This window comes from Sphaerisporangium siamense (assembly GCF_014205275.1).
In the GTDB taxonomy this organism is placed as follows: domain Bacteria; phylum Actinomycetota; class Actinomycetes; order Streptosporangiales; family Streptosporangiaceae; genus Sphaerisporangium; species Sphaerisporangium siamense.
Map to the genome: position 1 here is coordinate 4551828 of NZ_JACHND010000001.1, position 17071 is coordinate 4568898.

A 17071-nucleotide genomic window follows, 5' to 3' on the forward strand; every position below is an offset into this window, starting at 1 on the left:
CGCCCCCGGCACGCGTCGATACGAACCCGCCAAACCTTCGCGTATGGGACGGCGAGGCGGCAAGTGAATTTCGGGCAACCTACACGAAGCCGGATTCCCACGGTTAACGTGGGTCGAGTGTCGCAACCTTCTCGGCCGATGCCCGCGGGCGCCGCCGTGGTCGGGCTCGCGCTGCTGATCGTCCTCGGCGTGACGGCCGCCGCGGCCCTGCTGATCACCCGGGACACCGCCCGTGACGGGGCCGCGGAGCGGACCGGGGCTGCGCGCACCCCGCTCGGCGACGTCCGCGACCTCACCGCCCCGGTCTCGCCCTTCCCCGCGCTGCCCGCCGGGCCCTCGTCCCCGGCCCGCGTCGTGCCCTCGTCCCTGGACAGGGCGAGCGCGTCCGTGCGGCTCACCCCGCCCCACCTGATCGCCATCGTGCGCCGCGCCCTCACCCCCGCGGCCCTGGACGGGATCTCCGCGCTGCGCGACGTCAGGAAGGTGGCCGTGGCCGACGCCGGGGCCATCCGCTTCTCCACCGCCACGCTGAACCTGCTCGCCGTGGACCCGGCGGAGTTCCGCGCCTGGGCGCCCAAGGCCGTCGCCAGGGAGCCCGAGGTCTGGGACGCGCTCGCGCGCGGCGAGTTCGTCGCCGACTCCAAGATCGCCGCTTCCTACCTGCTGAAGCTCGGCGGCGAGTACGCGACCGGCGGCGGGTCGCGGCTGCGGGTCGCCGCCGCGGCGCCGCTCGGCCTGCCGGGCGTGGACGGCCTGGTCGGCAAGGAGACCGGCCGGGCGCTCGGCCTGCTCCCCGGCGTCGCGGTCCTGCTGCACACCGCCAGGGGCAAGGAGTCCGCCGTCGTCCCCCGGGTCAGGAAGCTGCTCGGCGCGGAGGCCCAGGTGGTGCCGGTCGGCCGCGCGGCGGCGGCACGCCCGTCCGCCTCCGCCGCGCCGTCCCCGCCCTCTCCGCCCCTGGTGGCCGCCGCGGGCTCCTACCGGGTCGGGCGGCCGGGCAGCTACCTGGAGCTCTACAAGATCGCCGCCGCCCGGGTCTGCCCCGGCCTGTCATGGACCGTCCTCGCGGCGATCGGCCAGGTCGAGAGCGGCCACGGCCGCAACAACGGCCCCTCGTCGGCGGGCGCGCTCGGGCCCATGCAGTTCATGCCCGCCACGTGGAAGGCGTACGGCGTGGACGGCGACGGGGACGGCACGCCGGACATCTGGAGCCCCTACGACGCGGTGCCGTCCGCCGCGCGCTACCTGTGCGCCAACGGGGCGGCCCAGGGCGGCGCCAAGCTCCGCTCGGCCGTGTACCGCTACAACCACTCATGGGCCTACGTCGACAAGGTGCTGCGCATCGCCGACGGCTACGCCCGCGCCTACTCCTGAACGGCCTGGGCGGCCTGCGCGGCCTGGGCGGACCCGGCGGACTCGGGACGGCCGGGGCGTCGCGGCGCGGGGCAGCACGCCGCCCCGCAGGCGGCGGGCTCCGGCTCCGCCAGCAGCTCGGCCACCATCGACACGAACCGCGGGTGGGTGCCCGCGGTCGCCGCCCGGGTCATGGGCAGCCCCAGCTCGCGCGCCTTGGCCGCGGCCTCGGTGTCCAGGTCGTACACGACCTCCATGTGGTCGGAGACGAAGCCGATCGGCACCAGCACCACCGCCGGGGCGCCGGCGGCGGCGAGCGCCTCCAGGTGGTCGCAGACGTCGGGCTCCAGCCACGGCACCTGCGGCGGCCCGCTGCGGCTCTGCCACACCAGGTCCCACGGCCGGTCGCCCGCCACCAGCGACGCGGTGGCGCGGAGCTGGGCCTCGTAGGCGCCGCCGGACGGCCCGGAGGACGCGGCCATCGAGACCGGGATGCTGTGCGCGGTGAACACCAGGCGGGCGTCCGCGCGGAGCTCCGGGGGGAGCCGGTCCAGGGCCTCGCGGGTGTGGTCGGTCATGGCGGCGATGAAGCCGGGGTGGTCGAAGTAGTGGCGCAGCCGGACGACCTCCGGCGCGCCGGGCACCTCGGCGCGCGCCCGCGCGATGTCGTCCAGATACTGGCGGCAACTGGAGTAGGAGCTGTAGGCCGCGGTGATGAACGCCGCCGCGCGCGTCACGCCGTCGGCGGCCATCTGGCGCAGGGTGTCGGCCAGGAAGGGGTGCCAGTTGCGGTTGCCCCAGTAGATCGGCAGGCCGACCCGCGGCCGCAGGGCCTCGATCAGGTCGCGGCACTGCCCGTTGATGGGGCTGACGCCGCCGAAGCCCTGGTAGTGGGCCTCCACCTCCAGCAGCCGCTCGCGCGGCACCCCGCGGCCCCTGACGACGTTCTCCAGGAACGGCATGACGTCCTCGGGCTTCTCCGGCCCGCCGAAGGAGACGACAAGCAGCGCGTCGTAACGTCCCATGGGACCATCCAACCGCATCTCCCGGGGTGCGGGTGCTATGGGACCGGCCGGGCAGGAGGGTAGGTTCGGAAAAGTGAGCCTCTTTAAGGACATTCGCGATTATGTCGGTGTGCCGCGCGTGTTGTCGCTGCGGCTCTCTCCTGACGGATCCCGCCTGGTCTCCGTCGTCCAGGCGCTCGCCCCCGACGGCAGGTCGTACGGGACCTCGATCTGGGCGGTGCCCGTCGAGCCCGGCGGCGAGGCGTACCGGCTCACCCGCTCGGCCAAGGGAGAGACCGGCGCCGAGTTCACCCCGGACGGCGACGTGCTCTTCGTCTCACGGCGCCCCGACCCCGCGGCGGAGGACGAGCCCGAGGACGGAGCCGCCGCGCTGTGGCTGCTGCCCGCCGCGGGCGGCGAGGCCAGGAAGGTCGCCGGGCGTCCCGGCGGCGTCACGGGCGTGCGGGCCGGCGGCGGCACGGTGGTGTTCGGCGCCGACGTGCTGGACGGCGACGCCGACACCGACGGCGACCGGCGCAGGTCCCGCAAGGAGGGCGGCGTCAGCGCGATCCTCCACGAGGGGTACCCGATCCGCTTCTGGGACCAGGACCTCGGCCCGGGCCGCACGCGCCTGTTCGCCGCCCGTCTGCCCGGCCTCGCCGAGCCGCGCGACCTCACCCCCGACCCCGGCGGGGCGCTCCTGGAGGCGTCCTTCGCGGTGACGCCCGACGGCGGCGAGGTCGTCACCACCTGGCGCGTCGCGCTGCCCGCCGGGCGGTCCCGCTCGGAAGTGGTCGCCATCTCCACGGCCACCGGCGAGCGGCGCGTCGTGGTCGCCGGCGACGACACCGACTTCATCGGCCCCGTCGCCGTCTCTCCCGACGGGCGGCACGTCGCGTTCGTCCGCGAGACTCACGGCACCGAGGAGCGCGCCGTCGAGTTCTCGCTGCTGATCGCCGTGATCGCCACCGGCGAGGTGGTCGCCCGCGCCGACGACCTGATCCCCGCCGGGCTCGCCTGGGCCGCCGACTCGGCCTCGGTGTTCGCGTCGTGCGACCACCACGGCCGCCGCCCGATCTTCCGGGTGCCCCTGGAGGGCGGGGCGGAGCGGCTGACGACCGGCGACGACTCCTACCAGGAGCTGTGCCCCTCGCCCGACGGCCGCCACCTGTACGCCCTGCGCAGCTCGGTCGGCCGGCCCCCGGCCCCTGTGCGCGTCGCCCTGGACGGGGGAGAGGTCGCCGAGCTGACCTCGCCCGCCCCCGCCGTGGAGATCCCCGGCACCCTCACCGAGGTGACCGCCGTCGCCGACGACGGCACCGAGATCCGGGGCTGGCTCACCCTCCCGGCGGGCGCGTCGGAGCACGACCCCGCGCCCCTGCTGCTGTGGATCCACGGCGGCCCGATCGCGAGCTGGAGCGATTGGATGTGGCGCTGGAACCCGTGGATCATGGCCGAGCACGGGTACGCCGTGCTGATGCCCGACCCCTGCCTGTCCACCGGCTACGGCCAGCAGATGATCCAGCGGGGCTGGGGCGACTGGGGGCCGCGCACCCACGCCGACCTGATGGCGATCACCGACGCCTGCGTCGCGCGCCCCGACATCGACGAGGGCCGCACCGCCGTCATGGGCGGCTCGTTCGGCGGCTACATGGCCAACTGGGTCGCCGGGCACACCGACAGGTTCAGGGCGGTCGTCACGCACGCGTCCCTGTGGAACCTCGACCAGTTCGCGGGCACCACCGACTGGTCGATGTACTGGCAGCGGGAGTTCGGCGAGCCCGGGTCCGACCGCTACCACCGGCTCTCGCCGCACGCCTCCCTGTCCGAGATCAGGACCCCGATGCTGGTGATCCACGGCGACAAGGACTACCGCGTCCCGATCGGCGAGGCCCTGCGGCTGTGGTGGGATCTGCGCAGGTCGTCGGTGGAGTCCAAGTTCCTGTACTTCCCCGACGAGAACCACTGGATCCTCAAGCCCGGCAACACCGTCGCCTGGTACGAGACGATCCTCGCCTTCCTCGCCCAGCACGTGCTCGGCGAGGAGTGGAAGCGTCCGGAGTCGCTCGGATGACCGGCCTGCTCGACCTGGCGGCCGGCATCGCCCGCGAGGCGGGGGAGATGCTGCTCGCCAAGCGCCCGGCACGCCCGGAGGCGGTGAGCACCAAGTCCAGCGCGACCGACGTGGTCACCGCGCTCGACCGCGCCTCAGAGGACCTGATCAGGGCGCGGATCCGGGCGGCCAGGCCCGGCGACGCCGTCCTCGGCGAGGAGCGCGGCGAGAGCGCGGGTGAGGGCCGGGTGCGCTGGGTCGTCGATCCCATCGACGGCACGGTCAACTTCATGTACGGCCTGCCCGACTGGTGCGTCAGCATCGCGGTCGAGGTGGACGGCGAGATCGTCGCGGGCGTGGTCAACGTCGTGCCGCGCGGCGAGCTGTACGCGGCCGAGAAGGGCGGCGGCGCCGAGCTGCTGCGCGAGGGGCTGCCCGCCGAGCGCCTGCGCTGCAACACCGGCGTCCCGCTCGCGCGGGCGCTGATCGCCACCGGCTTCGGCTACCTCCCCGGGCGGCGCGCCGTCCAGGGCGAGGTGCTGGCCCACGTGCTCCCGCGGGTGCGCGACATCCGCAGGGGCGGGTCCTGCGCCGCCGACCTGTGCGCCGTGGCGTCGGGACGCGTGGACGGCTACTACGAGCGCGGCCCCGAGTACTGGGACTACGCGGCGGGCGGCCTGATCGCCGCCGAGGCCGGCGCCAGGATCGGCGGGCTCGACGGCCGTCCCAGCAACCCCGGCCTCACCCTGTGCGCCGCCCCGGGCCTCTTCGAGGAGCTCCACGACCTGCTCGCGCCGCTGGACCCCGAGCGCGACTCCTAGGCCGGCGGCGGCCGCGCGGACGACGAGGGCCCGCCCGTGACACGGGCGGGCCCTCGGCTCGTCGGGGCGGAGAGAGTCAGGGCTGGATCGACACGCCGTTGTCGACGGCGATCCGCCGCAGATCTTCGATCTCGGCGGTGAGAGTGTCGGCGAGGAAGTCGTCGCCACTCGTGCGCGCCTCCTGAAGACCCTTGTAGGCCTGGTCGAGCCGGTGTTCGATCGTGGAGCTGAACTCGCCCATCTCACCTTCTTTCTACGAGGGGGGCGAAAGAGTGGTCGGCCCTCCGGTGGCATGGGAGACGAAGCGATCTTCCCTGGCCTTGCCGTTGGGTCTTGGGGTCTACCCACAGCGCTGTTGTGCTTAAACCAGGAATGTCGGATGTCCGTCATGTGCTTTGCGTCACCGCTTCTCGCGTGGTCGGCGCACGGTCGGCGCGTGCTTACCATGCGCTTAAGCCTGATGTGGCGACAATGAACCTTGCGGGTTCCGGCCCGGACGGCCGCGGGGCACGCGGCGCGGGACGGAGGCCGTGACCGGCCGGCACGGGCCGGCCGCGGGCGGGACTATCAGGAGGTGCCAGGAGCCGTGCGCGTGCTTGTGGTGGAGGACGAGCGGGTGCTCGCGGACGCGATCGCGACCGGGCTGCGCCGCGAGGCGATGGCCGTGGACGTCGCCTACGACGGCGCCGGGGCACTGGAGCGCACGTCGTACATCGACTACGACGTGGTCGTGCTGGACCGCGACCTGCCGAAGGTCCACGGGGACGAGGTGTGCCGCAGGCTCGTGGCCGGGCGCACCGCGACCCGCATCCTCATGCTCACCGCCTCGGGCGAGGTGGACGACAAGGTGGAGGGCCTGGAGCTCGGCGCGGACGACTACCTCGCCAAGCCCTTCGCGTTCATGGAGCTCGTGGCGCGCGTGCGGGCGCTCGGCCGCCGCTCGGCCCCCGCGCTGCCGCCGGTCCTGGAGCGGGCCGGGGTGCGCCTGGACCCGGGCAAGCGGCTCGTCACCCGCGACGGCCACGAGATCGCGCTCACCAAGAAGGAGTTCGCCGTCCTTGAGGAGCTGATGCGCGCCGAGGGCGCGGTCGTCAGCCAGGAGGACCTGCTGGACAAGGCGTGGGACGAGAACATCGACCCGTTCACCAACGTGGTCAGGGTCACGATGATGACCTTGCGGAAGAAACTGGGCGAGCCGGCGGTGATCGAGACCGTGCCGGGAGTGGGATACAAGCTGTGACCGAGGAACGCGAGCGGGACCGGGTCGCCGGCCCCGGGCGCCCGACCTTCTCGTCGCCCCAGCCGCTGATCGTCCCCCCGGGGGCCGCGGCGCCCGGCGACGACGGCGGTGACGCCGCCTCCCCGCGCGCCCAGGGCTACAGCGCCGCGCACGCCCCTGTCTCGCCGCCGCTCGGCCCCGCCGCGACCGGCGGGCAGGAGGAGGCGCCGGACGGCGCGGCCCCGCCCCGGCCCGACGGGTTCCGCAGCGGGCAGCCGACCGTCCCGAGCACCCGCGCCGCGCACCGCCCGAAGACGCCTCCGCCACCGCCGACCGGGGCGCCCGCCTGGGACGGCCCCCCGCCGTTCGCCCCGCGGCCGGTCGCGGAGGACTGGTTCGCCCGGCTGCGGACGCTGACGGGCCGCATGAGCATCCGGGTGCGGCTCACTCTCACCTACGGCGGTCTGTTCTTCGCGGCCGGAGCCCTGCTGCTGTTCGTCATCTACTCCTTCGTGGGCCGCTCCATCGCCGACTCCTGGCCGGCCTTCCCCTTCTCCCTGGACGACGTCCCCGCCGGCATCGCGGCGCGCGTCCAGGACCAGTGGGAGACGTTCCGTGTCGACACGATCTCGGCCGCGCAGCACCAGATCCTGATCCGGTCGCTGCTGGCCCTCGCCGGGGTCGGCATCCTGGCCCTGATCCTGGGGTACTTCGTCGCCGACCGGGCGCTGCGGCCGATCCAGAAGATGACCTCCACGGCCCGCAAGCTCTCGGAGACCTCCCTCGCCCACGAGCGCATCGACCTGGAGGGCCCGAACGACGAGATCAAGGAGCTCGCCGACACCTTCGACGCCATGCTGACCCGGCTCGGCCGCGCGTTCGACGCCCAGCGCAGGTTCGTCGACAACGCCTCCCACGAGCTGCGCACGCCGCTGGCGATCAACAGGACCGTGCTGGAGGTCGCGCTCGGCGACCCGCACGCCTCGGAGGACCTGAAGGTGCTCGGGCGCACGCTGCTCGGCACCAACGCCAGGAACGAGCACCTCATCGAGGGGCTGCTGCTGCTCGCCCGTAGCGAACGCGAGCTGGCCGTGCGCAAGCCGGTCGATCTGCTGGAGGTCGGGCGCACGGTGACCGAACAGCACGCGGCCATGGCCGAGGAGGCCGACGTCACCGTGCACACCGACCTGCGTCCCGCCCCTACGATGGGCGATCCGGTACTGGTGGAGCGCCTGGTCGCCAACCTCGTCGAGAACGCCGTCAAGTACAACATTCCCTCATCGGGACAACTCTGGCTCCGGACGGGAATGGTGGACGGGGCTCCGGTTGTTCAGGTGGCCAACACCGGGCAGCATGTGCCCGCGTACGAGGTGGACGACCTGTTCGAGCCGTTCCGGCGGCTCAACTCCGACCGCGTGGAATCGGCGCGCGGCACGGGGCTCGGGCTGTCCATCGTCCGTGCGGTGGTCCGCGCCCACCAGGGCATCGTCTCGGCGGTGCCCAGGGAAGGCGGGGGGCTGGTGGTGACGGTGCGACTTCCGGCGGCCTGATACGGCGGGGGTCGTCTCGTTCGCGCCAGACATGTGGTTGGATGTGCCGTCGAACACGATGGGTCCTGTCGCCAATGCTTAGGTTTTCGCCATATTTGGCTAACTCGATGGCGAAGGCGGCATGGCCCTCACGTGTGGGGAGGTTCGCTGACCGTGCCGACGGGGTACCGATTGCAAAATTCCCCGAGAGATACGGGCACAAGACGGACCGCCCAGACGTTACAGACGCGCGACGCGTGACGCGCACTCAATAGATGAGGGGGATGAATACGCAAATGGCCACCGATTACGACAGCCCACGCAAGACCGACGATGACCTGAGTGAGGACAGCCTTCAGGAGCTACAGGCGCGGCGGACCGACAAGTCCTCCGGCAGCATCGACATCGACGAGACCGATCTCGCCGAGTCGCTGGAGCTGCCCGGTGCCGACCTGTCGAACGAGGAGCTCTCGCTCCGGGTGATCCCGCGCCAGGCGGACGAGTTCACCTGCTCGCGATGCTTCCTCGTGCATCACCGCAGTCAGCTTGCCTCCGACAAGGGTGGGCAGCAGATCTGCCGAGAATGCGCCGCCTGACACTCAGGGAGGGTCCGTGACCTCTGGAGCGGATCGATCATCGCAGGACCGGCCAGGCCGGGACGAGGAGCCGGATGGCGCGGCGGGCCCGCGTCACACCGACATTCCGGACGTCGAGGGCGCCGGGGACACCCCGGGCGGCGAGCTGACCCGCGGCCAGGCCGACACCGAGGTCGCCGAGCTGGTCGGGAAGCTTTCCGGCGCCGACGACATGGACGGGGCCGAGCGGCGGCGGCTGCTCGGCCGCCTCAGCATGTCGCTGGTCGCGGCCGCGCGGCGGGCGCGGGTGACGGGCGAGGGGCGCGGCCGATGGCTGGCCGACGTCTTCGCCTCCATAGTGCCGCGTCTTCCCATCCGTGACCTCGCGACACTCCAGGAACACCACTACGGTCTCAGCGGCGAGGCCCTCGCCGACGACCTGGTGCGCACGGCCATCAAGGCCACCACCGCCGTCGGAGCGGTCGGCGGCGCCCTGGCGGCCGCCCAGTTCGCCGCCCCGCCGCTGCTGCTCTCCGCCCCCGCCCAGCTCGTCGCCGAGACCCTCGTGGTCGCCGCGATCGAGGTCAAGCTGATCGCCGAGCTGCACGAGGTGTACGGCGTGCAGGTTCCCGGCACGACCCCCCAGCGCGCGGTCGCCTTCACCGTGGCGTGGACCAAACAGCGCGGCGTCGACCCGCTGGCTCCCGCGTCCGTCACGCTGGCCCTCGGCACCGCGGCCAAGGCGTCGCTGCGCAACCGTCTTCTGCGCACCCTCGGCCGCCATCTGACCACACTGGGCCCGTTCCTCACCGGCGCCATCGCCGGAGGCGCGCTCAACCGGATGGCCACCAAGCGGCTCTCCGAGGCCGTCAGGACCGACCTGCGCCGCCAGCGGGCCCTGCCCCCCGCCTGAGCCGGCCTCCCGCGTCCCCCGCGGTTTCTATCTCCCCTCGCCCCGCCTCACGCGTCGCGGACGGCGTCCCTTAACGGTCTCGCGCCGCATCGCGATTTATGGGCCCAAAACCCGATGAATGCCACTTATGTCGGGTACGTGCATACTCCTGCGCCCGAGGCCGTGTACGGAGGGCTGCGACCGGTTTCGTAAGGTAGTCATAAACCGATCACGAGGGAGGACATGTGCGCAGCTCATTCCTGATCGTCGCGAACCGGTTGCCCGTGGACCGGACGATCACCCCGGACGGGACCGCCTCGTGGCGGCGCAGCCCCGGCGGGCTCGTCACCGCGATAGCCCCCGTGATGCAGCGCCGCGACGGCGCCTGGCTGGGCTGGCACGGAGCACCCGACGAGGAGCTCAAGCCCTTCGAGCACGACGGCATGAACCTCATCCCCATCCCTCTGTCGGCCGGCGAGGTCGAGCTCTACTACGAGGGCTTCTCCAACGCCACCCTGTGGCCGCTCTACCACGACGTGGTCGCCACGCCGGTCTACTCCCGCGTCCTGTGGGACGCCTACCGCGCGGTCAACGAGCGGTTCGCCCGGGCCGCGGCCGACACCGCCGCGGAGAACGCCGTGGTCTGGGTGCAGGACTACCAGCTCCAGCTCGTGCCCGCGATGCTGCGGGCCCTGCGGCCCGACGTGCGCATCGGCTTCTTCCTGCACATCCCTTTCCCGCCCGCCGAGCTGTTCTGGCAGCTCCCCTGGCGGCGCGAGATCCTGGAGGGCCTGCTCGGCGCCGACCTGGTCGGCTTCCAGCGGCCCGGCGGTGCGTCCAACTTCATCCGCCTGTGCCGCCGCCAGCTCGGCCTGCAGAACCAGCGCCAGGAGATCTCCTACGGCGAGCGGACCGTGCGCGCCGAGGCGTTCCCCATATCCGTCGACTTCAGCGAGCTGGACACCCTGGTGCGCGAGCCGCACATCATCGCCCGCGCCAAGGAGATCCGCGCCGAGCTGGGCGAGCCCGAGCACGTCATGCTCGGCGTCGACCGGCTCGACTACACCAAGGGCATCGGCCAGCGCCTGAAGGCGTTCGGAGAGCTGCTCGCCGACAAGACCGTCGCCCCGGGGGAGGCGGTCTTCGTCCAGATCGCGACCCCGAGCCGCGAGCGCGTCGAGGAGTACCGCAACCTGCGCGACGACATCGAACTGCGCGTCGGCCGCATCAACGGCCAGTACGGCGTGCTCGGCGTCCCCCCGATCAACTACTTCCACCAGTCCTACGACCGCGACGAGCTGGCCGCGCTCTACTGCGCCGCCGACGTCATGGTCGTCACCCCGCTGCGCGACGGCATGAACCTCGTGGCCAAGGAGTACGTCGCCTGCCGCCACGACCTGCGGGGCGCGCTGGTGCTCAGCGAGTTCGCCGGCGCCGCCGACGAGCTCAAGCACGCCTACCTGGTCAACCCGTGGGACGTGGACGGGCTCAAACGGCAGATGGTGGCCGCGCTGCGGGCCACGCCGCACGAGCTGTCGCGCCGGATGCGCTCCATGCGGCGCCGCGTGGCGACCTACGACGTCGACCGGTGGGCCGGCGACTTCCTGGCGGCCCTGGAACGCTGAGCGCGGCCCGGACGCCGAGCGGCGCCGAGGCGTTCCCCGCGCGCCTCCACGCCGCCCTCGCCGGGCGGACTACCCGACCACCTGCTCGGCCTTACGGGTGACGCTCTTCCATGCCTGGTAGCGCTTGTGGGCCGTCCGGGTGGCCACGATGCGGGTGACCTCCATGCCGACGCCCATCACCACCGCGAAGCCGATCGCCTCGGCGAGGCTCGTCTCCAGCGAGTTCGGGTCCGCGGGAGGCTCCTTGCCGGTGGTCTTGCGCCAGCCGTACTCGATCGCCTTGCGGGCGACGAAGCCGACGCCGAGCCCGACCACCGCCCCGATCAGGCGCCACGCCATGTCCTGCTTCTCGGCCTCGGCCGACCTGCCGCCCATGATCTCTCCCCTCGTCGATCTGCCAAACCCTAGTCTGTCGTGCCCGGCGCCGCCGCGACGCCATACCATAAGGCGCCATGACCCAACAGCGACCGCACCGTGCCACCGTTCCCGACAGGCCCTCCTTGGACGGCCTCGAAGCGGTATGGGCGGCCCGCTGGGATGGAGAGGGCACCTACCGTTTCGACCGGTCGAAGACCCGCGACGAGGTCTACTCGATCGACACGCCCCCGCCCACGGTGTCGGGGTCGCTGCACGTCGGACACGTCTTCTCCTACACCCACACCGACACCCTGGCCCGCTACCGGCGCATGCGCGGTCGTGAGGTCTTCTACCCCATGGGCTGGGACGACAACGGCCTGCCCACCGAGCGCCGCGTGCAGAACCACTTCGGCGTCCGCTGCGACCCCTCCCTCCCGTACGACCCGGCGTTCACGCCGCCCGCCGCGCCCGACCCCAAGCGCCCGGCGCGGGTCTCGCGGCGCAACTTCACCGAGCTGTGCGAGCGGCTCACCGCCGAGGACGAGAAGGCGTTCGAGGAGCTGTGGCGCCACCTCGGCCTGTCGGTCGACTGGTCGCTCACCTACGCCACCATCGACGCCGCCTCCCGCGCGGCCTCCCAGCGCGCCTTCCTGCGCAACATGGCGCGCGGGGAGGCCTATCTGGCCGAGGGACCCACCCTGTGGGACGTCACCTTCGGCACGGCCGTCGCCCAGGCCGAGCTGGAGGACCGGGAGTGGCCCGGCGCCTTCCACCGGATCCGCTTCGGCGGAGCGCCCGGCACCGCCCACGAGGACGGCGTGTTCATCGAGACCACCCGGCCGGAGCTGATCCCCGCCTGCGTGGCCCTGGTGGCCCACCCCGACGACGAGCGCTACCGGCCGCTGTTCGGCCGCACCGTCACCACCCCGATCTTCGGCGTCCCGGTCCCGGTCGTGGCGCACCGCCTCGCCGAGCCGGGCAAGGGCTCCGGCATCGCCATGATCTGCACCTTCGGCGATGTCACCGACGTCGTCTGGTGGCGCGAGCTGGACCTGCCGACCCGCCCGGTCATCGGCTGGGACGGCCGCCTGCTGCCCGAGCCGCCCGACGGCGTCCCCGCCGGGCCGTACGCCGAACTGGCCGGGAAGACCACCCACTCCGCCCGCGAGCGGCTCGTGCAGATGCTGCGCGACTCCGGCGACCTGGACGGCGAGCCGCGCAAGATCTCCCGCCCGGTGAAGTTCTACGAGAAGGGCGACCGCCCGCTGGAGATCGTCACCACCCGCCAGTGGTACATCCGCAACGGCGGCCGGGACGCGGCCCTGCGCGAGGCCCTGGTCGAGCGCGGCCGCGAGCTGGAGTGGCACCCGCCGCACATGCGCGTGCGCTACGAGAACTGGGTGCAGGGGCTCGCGGGCGACTGGCTGATCTCACGGCAGCGCTTCTTCGGCGTGCCGATCCCCGTCTGGTACCCGCTGGACTCCGAGGGCCGTCCCATCCACGAGTCGCCGATCGCGGCGGACGAGCGGTCCCTGCCGGTGGACCCGGCGAGCGACGCGCCGCCCGGGTACGCCGAGGAGCAACGGGGCAAGCCCTTCGGCTTCGCCGCCGACCCCGACGTCATGGACACCTGGGCGACGTCCTCGCTCTCGCCGCAGACCGTCTCCGGCTGGGAGCGCGACCCCGACCTGTTCGCCCGCGTGTTCCCCATGGACCTGCGCCCGCAGGCCCACGAGATCATCCGCACGTGGCTGTTCGCCTCGGTGGTCAGGGCCCACCTGGAGAACGGCGTGCTGCCCTGGCGGCACGCGGCCATCTCGGGGTGGATCCTCGACCCCGACCGCAAGAAGATGTCCAAGTCCAAGGGCAACGTCGTCACGCCGATGGCCCTGCTGCAGGAGTACGGCTCCGACGCCGTGCGCTACTGGGCGGCCGGCGGGCGGCCCGGCACCGACACCGCCTTCGACACCGGGCAGATCAAGGTCGGCCGCCGCCTGGCCATCAAGATCCTCAACGCCTCCAAGTTCGTGCTCGGCCTCGGCGAGGCCCCCGCCGAGCCGGGGGAGTTCCACGCGCTGGACGCCTCCATGCTGGCGCGGCTCGCCGCCGTCACCGAGGAGGCCACCGCCGCCTTCGAGGGCTACGACTACACGCGGGCCCTGGAGGCCGCCGAGCGGTTCTTCTGGGAGTTCTGCGACGACTACCTGGAACTGGTCAAGGCCCGCGCCTACGGCGACGACGAGGGCGCCGCCTCGGCGCGCGCCGCGCTGCGCACGGCCCTGGACGTGCTGCTGCGGCTGTTCGCCCCGTTCCTGCCGTTCGTCACCGAGGAGGTCTGGTCCTGGTGGCGGCCCGGCTCGGTGCACCGCGCCGCCTGGCCGTCCCCGGCCGAGCTCGGCGCCGCCGCCCCCGGCGACCCCGGCGTGCTCGCCACGGTGTCGGAGGTCCTGCGCGAGGTCCGCAAGGCCAAGTCCTCGGCCAAGCTGTCCATGCGGGCCGAGGTCGCGCGGCTGAGCGTCGCCGGCGCCTCCGTGGCGCTCGTGCGCCCCGCCCAGGACGACCTGTGCGCGGCCGGCGCCGTCGAGGAGTTCGTCCTGCGGCACGACGAGGACGGCGACCTGCGGGTCGAGGTCACGCTCGCGCAGGCCGCTCCCGCCTGATCCGGTTCCGCGCTCCTCCGTGCCCCCGGCCCGCGTCCGTGAGCCCGCGCCGGGGGACGGAGGGGACGCCGGGGGACAGATCAGAACCGGAGCAGCCTCAACCGGTCGGTAAGCTGCGCGCGTTCGGCTTCCCGGCGTGCCAGTCTGGAGAGGTGATCGTGGAAAGGGAGAGCGACGGGCGCGGCGTGCCGCCCGTCCTGTCGGCGATGGCGGCCTGGAGCTGGCGCCTCATCGTCACGGGCGTGGTCGTCTGGTTCTCGGTACAGGTGATCGTCAGGCTGAGCTTCGTGGCGCTACCGGTGGCCATCGCGCTGCTGCTCACCGCCCTGCTCTTCCCGCTCACCGACCGGCTGCGCGAGACGGGCATGCGCTCCATCTGGGCGACGTGGATCACCATGCTGCTCGCCTTCGCCGTCATCGTCGGGCTCGGGTTCATCATCGGCATCCGCGCCAACGACGAGTTCCCCCGGCTGGCCGAGCAGGTCCAGGTCACCGCGCGCGAGGTGCAGAACTGGCTGCTGACCGGGCCGTTCCAGCTCAAGGAGGCCCAGCTCACCGAGATCGTCAACGAGATCGTGCGGCAGATCAACACCCAGCGCAGCGCCATCACCAGCACGATCCTGTCCACGGCGACGGTCTTCGTCGAGGTGCTCGCCTCGATCGTCCTGCTGCTGTTCGTCACGTTCTTCCTGCTCAAGGACGGCGGCCAGATCTGGTCGTGGTTCCTGCGCGCCTTCGGCGGCGCCGCGCCGCGCGTCGACAGGGCCGGCCGCGCCGCCTGGCACACCCTGTCGCAGTACATCCACGGCACCGTCATCGTGGCCGCCATCCACGGCGTGGTGATCGGCATCGTCCTGTTCGGCATGGGCGTGCCGCTGTGGGCGCCGCTGGCCGTGCTCATCTTCGTGGCCAGCTTCATCCCGATCGTCGGCATCTTCTTCGCCGGCGGCCTGGCCACGCTCGTCACCCTCGGCGCCAAGGGAATGATCTTCGCGCTGGTCTTCGTCGGCATCCTCGTCGTCGAGCAGCAACTGGAGAACCACGTGCTCCAGCCGCTGATCGTCGGCCGCGCGGTGAAGTTCCACCCCCTGGCCATCATCCTGGTGCTGGCCATCGGCGGCGTCCTCGGCGGCATCGCCGGAGCGGCGATCGCCGTCCCCATCGTCGCGGTCCTGTACCGTGCCCTGCCCGAACTGCGCAGAACGCCGCCCGAGCTGCCGCCGGGCGAGCCCCACGAGCCACCGGCGCCGCCCAAGCCGCCCGCCGGCCGCGTGCCCGGCGCGGGAGAGGACGTCTCGCCTCAGCACAGCGGGTAAGGTCTCCCTTCATGAGCACACCGGTGACGCCGCGGCGCCGCCGGTGGCGTAGCTTGAGGCTGAGGGCGACGAGGTGAACACATGATCGAGGTGCTGATCCAGCGACTCGACCCCGAACTCCCGATCCCCGCGTACGCCCACCCGGGGGACGCGGGCGCCGACCTCTACGCCGCCGAGGACGTCGAGCTCCTCCCGGGCGAGCGGGCCAAGGTCCGTACCGGCGTGGCCATCGCGCTGCCCGACGGATACGCGGCCTTCGTCCACCCGCGCTCGGGCCTCGCCGCCCGGTTCGGCGTCGCGCTGGTCAACGCGCCCGGCACCATCGACGCCGGCTACCGCGGCGAGATCCACGTGACCATGCTGAACACCGACACCAAGGACGCCTTCCACGTCCGGCGCGGTGACCGCATCGCCCAGCTCGTCGTCCAGCGCGTCGAGAAGGCGGCCTTCCATGAGGTGGAGCGACTCCCGGGTTCGGCGCGCGGCGCCGGCGGGTTCGGCTCCACCGGCCGATGAGTCGATAAGGAGTGTGAGGGAAGTGTTCCGACGCCGCCGTCGCGAGGAGACAGCGGAGACCGCCCCGGACGCCGTCGAGGAGGCGACACCGGAGTCGGCCCGCGAGTCGGGACCATGGGACTCCGACGAGCCCTATCCCGAGATCGACCGGGTGGACCTCGGCGGCATGCTGCTGCCGGTCGGCCCGGGGTTCGAGGTCCAGCTCAACGTCGCGGGCGACCAGCTCGTCGGCGCCGTCGTCCTGGTCGGCGAGAGCGCCCTGCAGGTCCACGCGTTCGCCGCGCCCAAGAGGAGCGGCATCTGGGACGAGATCCGCGCCGAGCTGGCCCGCGAGGTGACCGGCGCGGGCGGCTCCTGCGAGGAGCGGGAGGGCCCGTTCGGCACCGAGCTCGCCGCCGAGGTCGAGCAGGACGGCGGCCCCCGGCCGGTGCGGTTCATCGGCGTGGACGGGCCCCGCTGGTTCCTGCGCGGGGTCATCAGCGGCCGCGCCGTCACCGACGCCGAGACCGCCGCCACCTTGGAGGACGTCGTGCGCGACATCGTCGTCGTGCGCGGCGACCAGCCCATGGCGCCCAAGGAGCCGATCGAGCTGCGGCTGCCCACCGAGGCCCGCCAGGCCGTCGAGCAGCAGGCGGCGCAGCAGGGCCGGACGGGCCTGAACCCCTTCGAGCGAGGACCCGAGATCACCGAGACCCGCTGACGTAAGCTGCGGGCAGTATCGCAGGGGGCTCCCGGAGGAGTTGAGCGGAACATGAGTACGGCAGAGCCTGTCAAACGCGGGCTGCGCGGGTTCTTCCGTCGGCTGACGACGAGCAGGGCCGAGCAGGAGGCCGAGGAGCTCAAGGAGGACCTCGACCAGTACGGCGCCACGCCGATCGCCTCGTGCGCCCAGCGCCGCAGGTTCTGCGTGGCCGGCACGCTCAGGACGGTCACGCTGCGCCCCCGGGGCGGCGTGCCGTCCCTGGAGGCCGAGCTGTACGACGGCTCCGACGTCGTCGACCTGGTCTGGCTGGGCCGCCGCAAGATCGTCGGGGTCGAGCCGGGGCGGGTGGTCCGGGCCGAGGGCCTGGTCAGCGTCCAGGACGGCCGCAAGGTCATGTTCAACCCCCGCTACGAGCTGCTGCCGGGAAGCGGCCAGTGACCACGGGTTCCAC

Annotated in this window: 16 protein-coding genes; 13 read left to right on the forward strand and 3 right to left on the reverse strand. The window is 72.7% G+C overall.

Translation table 11 applies throughout. The annotated features are described in order from the left end of the window. The first annotated feature begins 117 nt into the window (after window positions 1-117). On the forward strand, window positions 118-1371 hold the full coding sequence (locus tag BJ982_RS21105; RefSeq protein WP_239122816.1) for a lytic transglycosylase domain-containing protein: 1254 nt from the start codon (window positions 118-120) through the stop codon (window positions 1369-1371). Here BJ982_RS21105 and BJ982_RS21110 read toward each other — a convergent pair. After that, a complete protein-coding gene (locus BJ982_RS21110; RefSeq protein WP_184882628.1) occupies window positions 1362-2375 on the reverse strand; it encodes a ferrochelatase in 1014 nt (337 codons plus the stop codon). The genes BJ982_RS21105 and BJ982_RS21110 overlap by 10 nt on opposite strands. 37 nt (window positions 2376-2412) lie before the next feature. On the opposite strand from BJ982_RS21110, the gene BJ982_RS21115 reads away from it, so the two are divergent. Together BJ982_RS21115 and BJ982_RS21120 are read left to right on the forward strand one after the other, a co-directional pair. After that, a complete protein-coding gene (locus BJ982_RS21115) occupies window positions 2413-4428 on the forward strand; it encodes a S9 family peptidase (protein WP_184882630.1) in 2016 nt (671 codons plus the stop codon). Next, the gene (locus tag BJ982_RS21120; protein WP_184882632.1) at window positions 4425-5228 is read left to right on the forward strand and encodes an inositol monophosphatase family protein; all 804 of its coding nucleotides are present in this window, start codon (window positions 4425-4427) and stop codon (window positions 5226-5228) included. Before BJ982_RS21115 ends, BJ982_RS21120 begins: the two co-directional genes overlap by 4 nt. Window positions 5229-5304: 76 nt before the next feature. On the opposite strand, the gene BJ982_RS21125 is transcribed toward BJ982_RS21120, so the two are convergent. After that, a complete protein-coding gene (locus tag BJ982_RS21125) occupies window positions 5305-5469 on the reverse strand; it encodes a hypothetical protein (protein ID WP_184882634.1) in 165 nt (54 codons plus the stop codon). Between the two features lie 345 nt (window positions 5470-5814). Here BJ982_RS21125 and BJ982_RS21130 point away from each other — a divergent pair, with 345 nt between their 5' ends. The 5 genes from BJ982_RS21130 (at window position 5815) to BJ982_RS21150 (ending at window position 11068) form a co-directional block, all read left to right on the forward strand. After that, window positions 5815-6468, forward strand: coding sequence for a response regulator transcription factor (locus BJ982_RS21130; RefSeq protein ID WP_184882636.1), 654 nt, complete (start codon window positions 5815-5817; stop codon window positions 6466-6468). Next, entirely contained in the window at window positions 6465-7997 is a 1533-nt protein-coding gene (locus BJ982_RS21135; protein WP_239122815.1) for a sensor histidine kinase, read from the forward strand. Before BJ982_RS21130 ends, BJ982_RS21135 begins: the two co-directional genes overlap by 4 nt. 275 nt (window positions 7998-8272) lie before the next feature. After that, window positions 8273-8572 (forward strand): DUF4193 domain-containing protein, encoded by a 300-nt coding sequence (locus BJ982_RS21140; protein ID WP_114029376.1) that lies wholly within the window; start codon window positions 8273-8275, stop codon window positions 8570-8572. A 16-nt stretch (window positions 8573-8588) separates the two neighbouring features. Further along, window positions 8589-9464 carry a hypothetical protein gene (locus tag BJ982_RS21145; protein ID WP_373869606.1) on the forward strand — a complete coding sequence of 292 codons (876 nt, stop codon included), beginning with the start codon at window positions 8589-8591 and terminating at the stop codon, window positions 9462-9464. Between the two features lie 224 nt (window positions 9465-9688). Beyond that, window positions 9689-11068 carry an alpha,alpha-trehalose-phosphate synthase (UDP-forming) gene (locus BJ982_RS21150; protein WP_184882638.1) on the forward strand — a complete coding sequence of 460 codons (1380 nt, stop codon included), beginning with the start codon at window positions 9689-9691 and terminating at the stop codon, window positions 11066-11068. 69 nt (window positions 11069-11137) lie between these two features. On the opposite strand, the gene BJ982_RS21155 is transcribed toward BJ982_RS21150, so the two are convergent. Further along, entirely contained in the window at window positions 11138-11443 is a 306-nt protein-coding gene (locus tag BJ982_RS21155; protein ID WP_184882640.1) for a DUF4235 domain-containing protein, read from the reverse strand. Between the two features lie 77 nt (window positions 11444-11520). Here BJ982_RS21155 and valS point away from each other — a divergent pair, with 77 nt between their 5' ends. The 5 genes from valS to BJ982_RS21180 all read left to right on the forward strand — a co-directional run bounded on the left by valS (window position 11521) and on the right by BJ982_RS21180 (window position 17058). Then, window positions 11521-14085: a valine--tRNA ligase gene (valS, locus tag BJ982_RS21160; protein ID WP_184882642.1), complete on the forward strand. Its 2565-nt coding sequence runs from the start codon at window positions 11521-11523 to the stop codon at window positions 14083-14085. Window positions 14086-14237: 152 nt separating this feature from the next. After that, complete coding sequence (locus BJ982_RS21165; protein ID WP_184882645.1) at window positions 14238-15401, forward strand: AI-2E family transporter; 1164 nt, start codon at window positions 14238-14240, stop codon at window positions 15399-15401. 81 nt (window positions 15402-15482) lie between these two features. Continuing rightward, window positions 15483-15917: a dUTP diphosphatase gene (gene dut / locus BJ982_RS21170; protein ID WP_184882647.1), complete on the forward strand. Its 435-nt coding sequence runs from the start codon at window positions 15483-15485 to the stop codon at window positions 15915-15917. A 22-nt stretch (window positions 15918-15939) separates the two neighbouring features. Beyond that, window positions 15940-16617 (forward strand): DUF3710 domain-containing protein, encoded by a 678-nt coding sequence (locus BJ982_RS21175; RefSeq protein WP_203958924.1) that lies wholly within the window; start codon window positions 15940-15942, stop codon window positions 16615-16617. A 51-nt stretch (window positions 16618-16668) separates the two neighbouring features. Further along, a complete protein-coding gene (locus BJ982_RS21180; RefSeq protein WP_184882651.1) occupies window positions 16669-17058 on the forward strand; it encodes an OB-fold nucleic acid binding domain-containing protein in 390 nt (129 codons plus the stop codon). The last annotated feature ends 13 nt before the right edge of the window (window positions 17059-17071 follow it).

Coding starts and splice junctions, on each gene's coding strand:
- BJ982_RS21110 (WP_184882628.1), bottom strand. CDS start 2,375: ATGGGACGTTACGACGCGCTGCTTGTCGTCTCCTTCGGCGGGCCGGAG.
- BJ982_RS21115 (WP_184882630.1), top strand. CDS start 2,413: ATGGGACCGGCCGGGCAGGAGGGTAGGTTCGGAAAAGTGAGCCTCTTT.
- BJ982_RS21120 (WP_184882632.1), top strand. CDS start 4,425: ATGACCGGCCTGCTCGACCTGGCGGCCGGCATCGCCCGCGAGGCGGGG.
- BJ982_RS21125 (WP_184882634.1), bottom strand. CDS start 5,469: ATGGGCGAGTTCAGCTCCACGATCGAACACCGGCTCGACCAGGCCTAC.
- BJ982_RS21140 (WP_114029376.1), top strand. CDS start 8,273: ATGGCCACCGATTACGACAGCCCACGCAAGACCGACGATGACCTGAGT.
- BJ982_RS21155 (WP_184882640.1), bottom strand. CDS start 11,443: ATGGGCGGCAGGTCGGCCGAGGCCGAGAAGCAGGACATGGCGTGGCGC.
- valS (WP_184882642.1), top strand. CDS start 11,521: ATGACCCAACAGCGACCGCACCGTGCCACCGTTCCCGACAGGCCCTCC.
- dut (WP_184882647.1), top strand. CDS start 15,483: ATGATCGAGGTGCTGATCCAGCGACTCGACCCCGAACTCCCGATCCCC.
- BJ982_RS21180 (WP_184882651.1), top strand. CDS start 16,669: ATGAGTACGGCAGAGCCTGTCAAACGCGGGCTGCGCGGGTTCTTCCGT.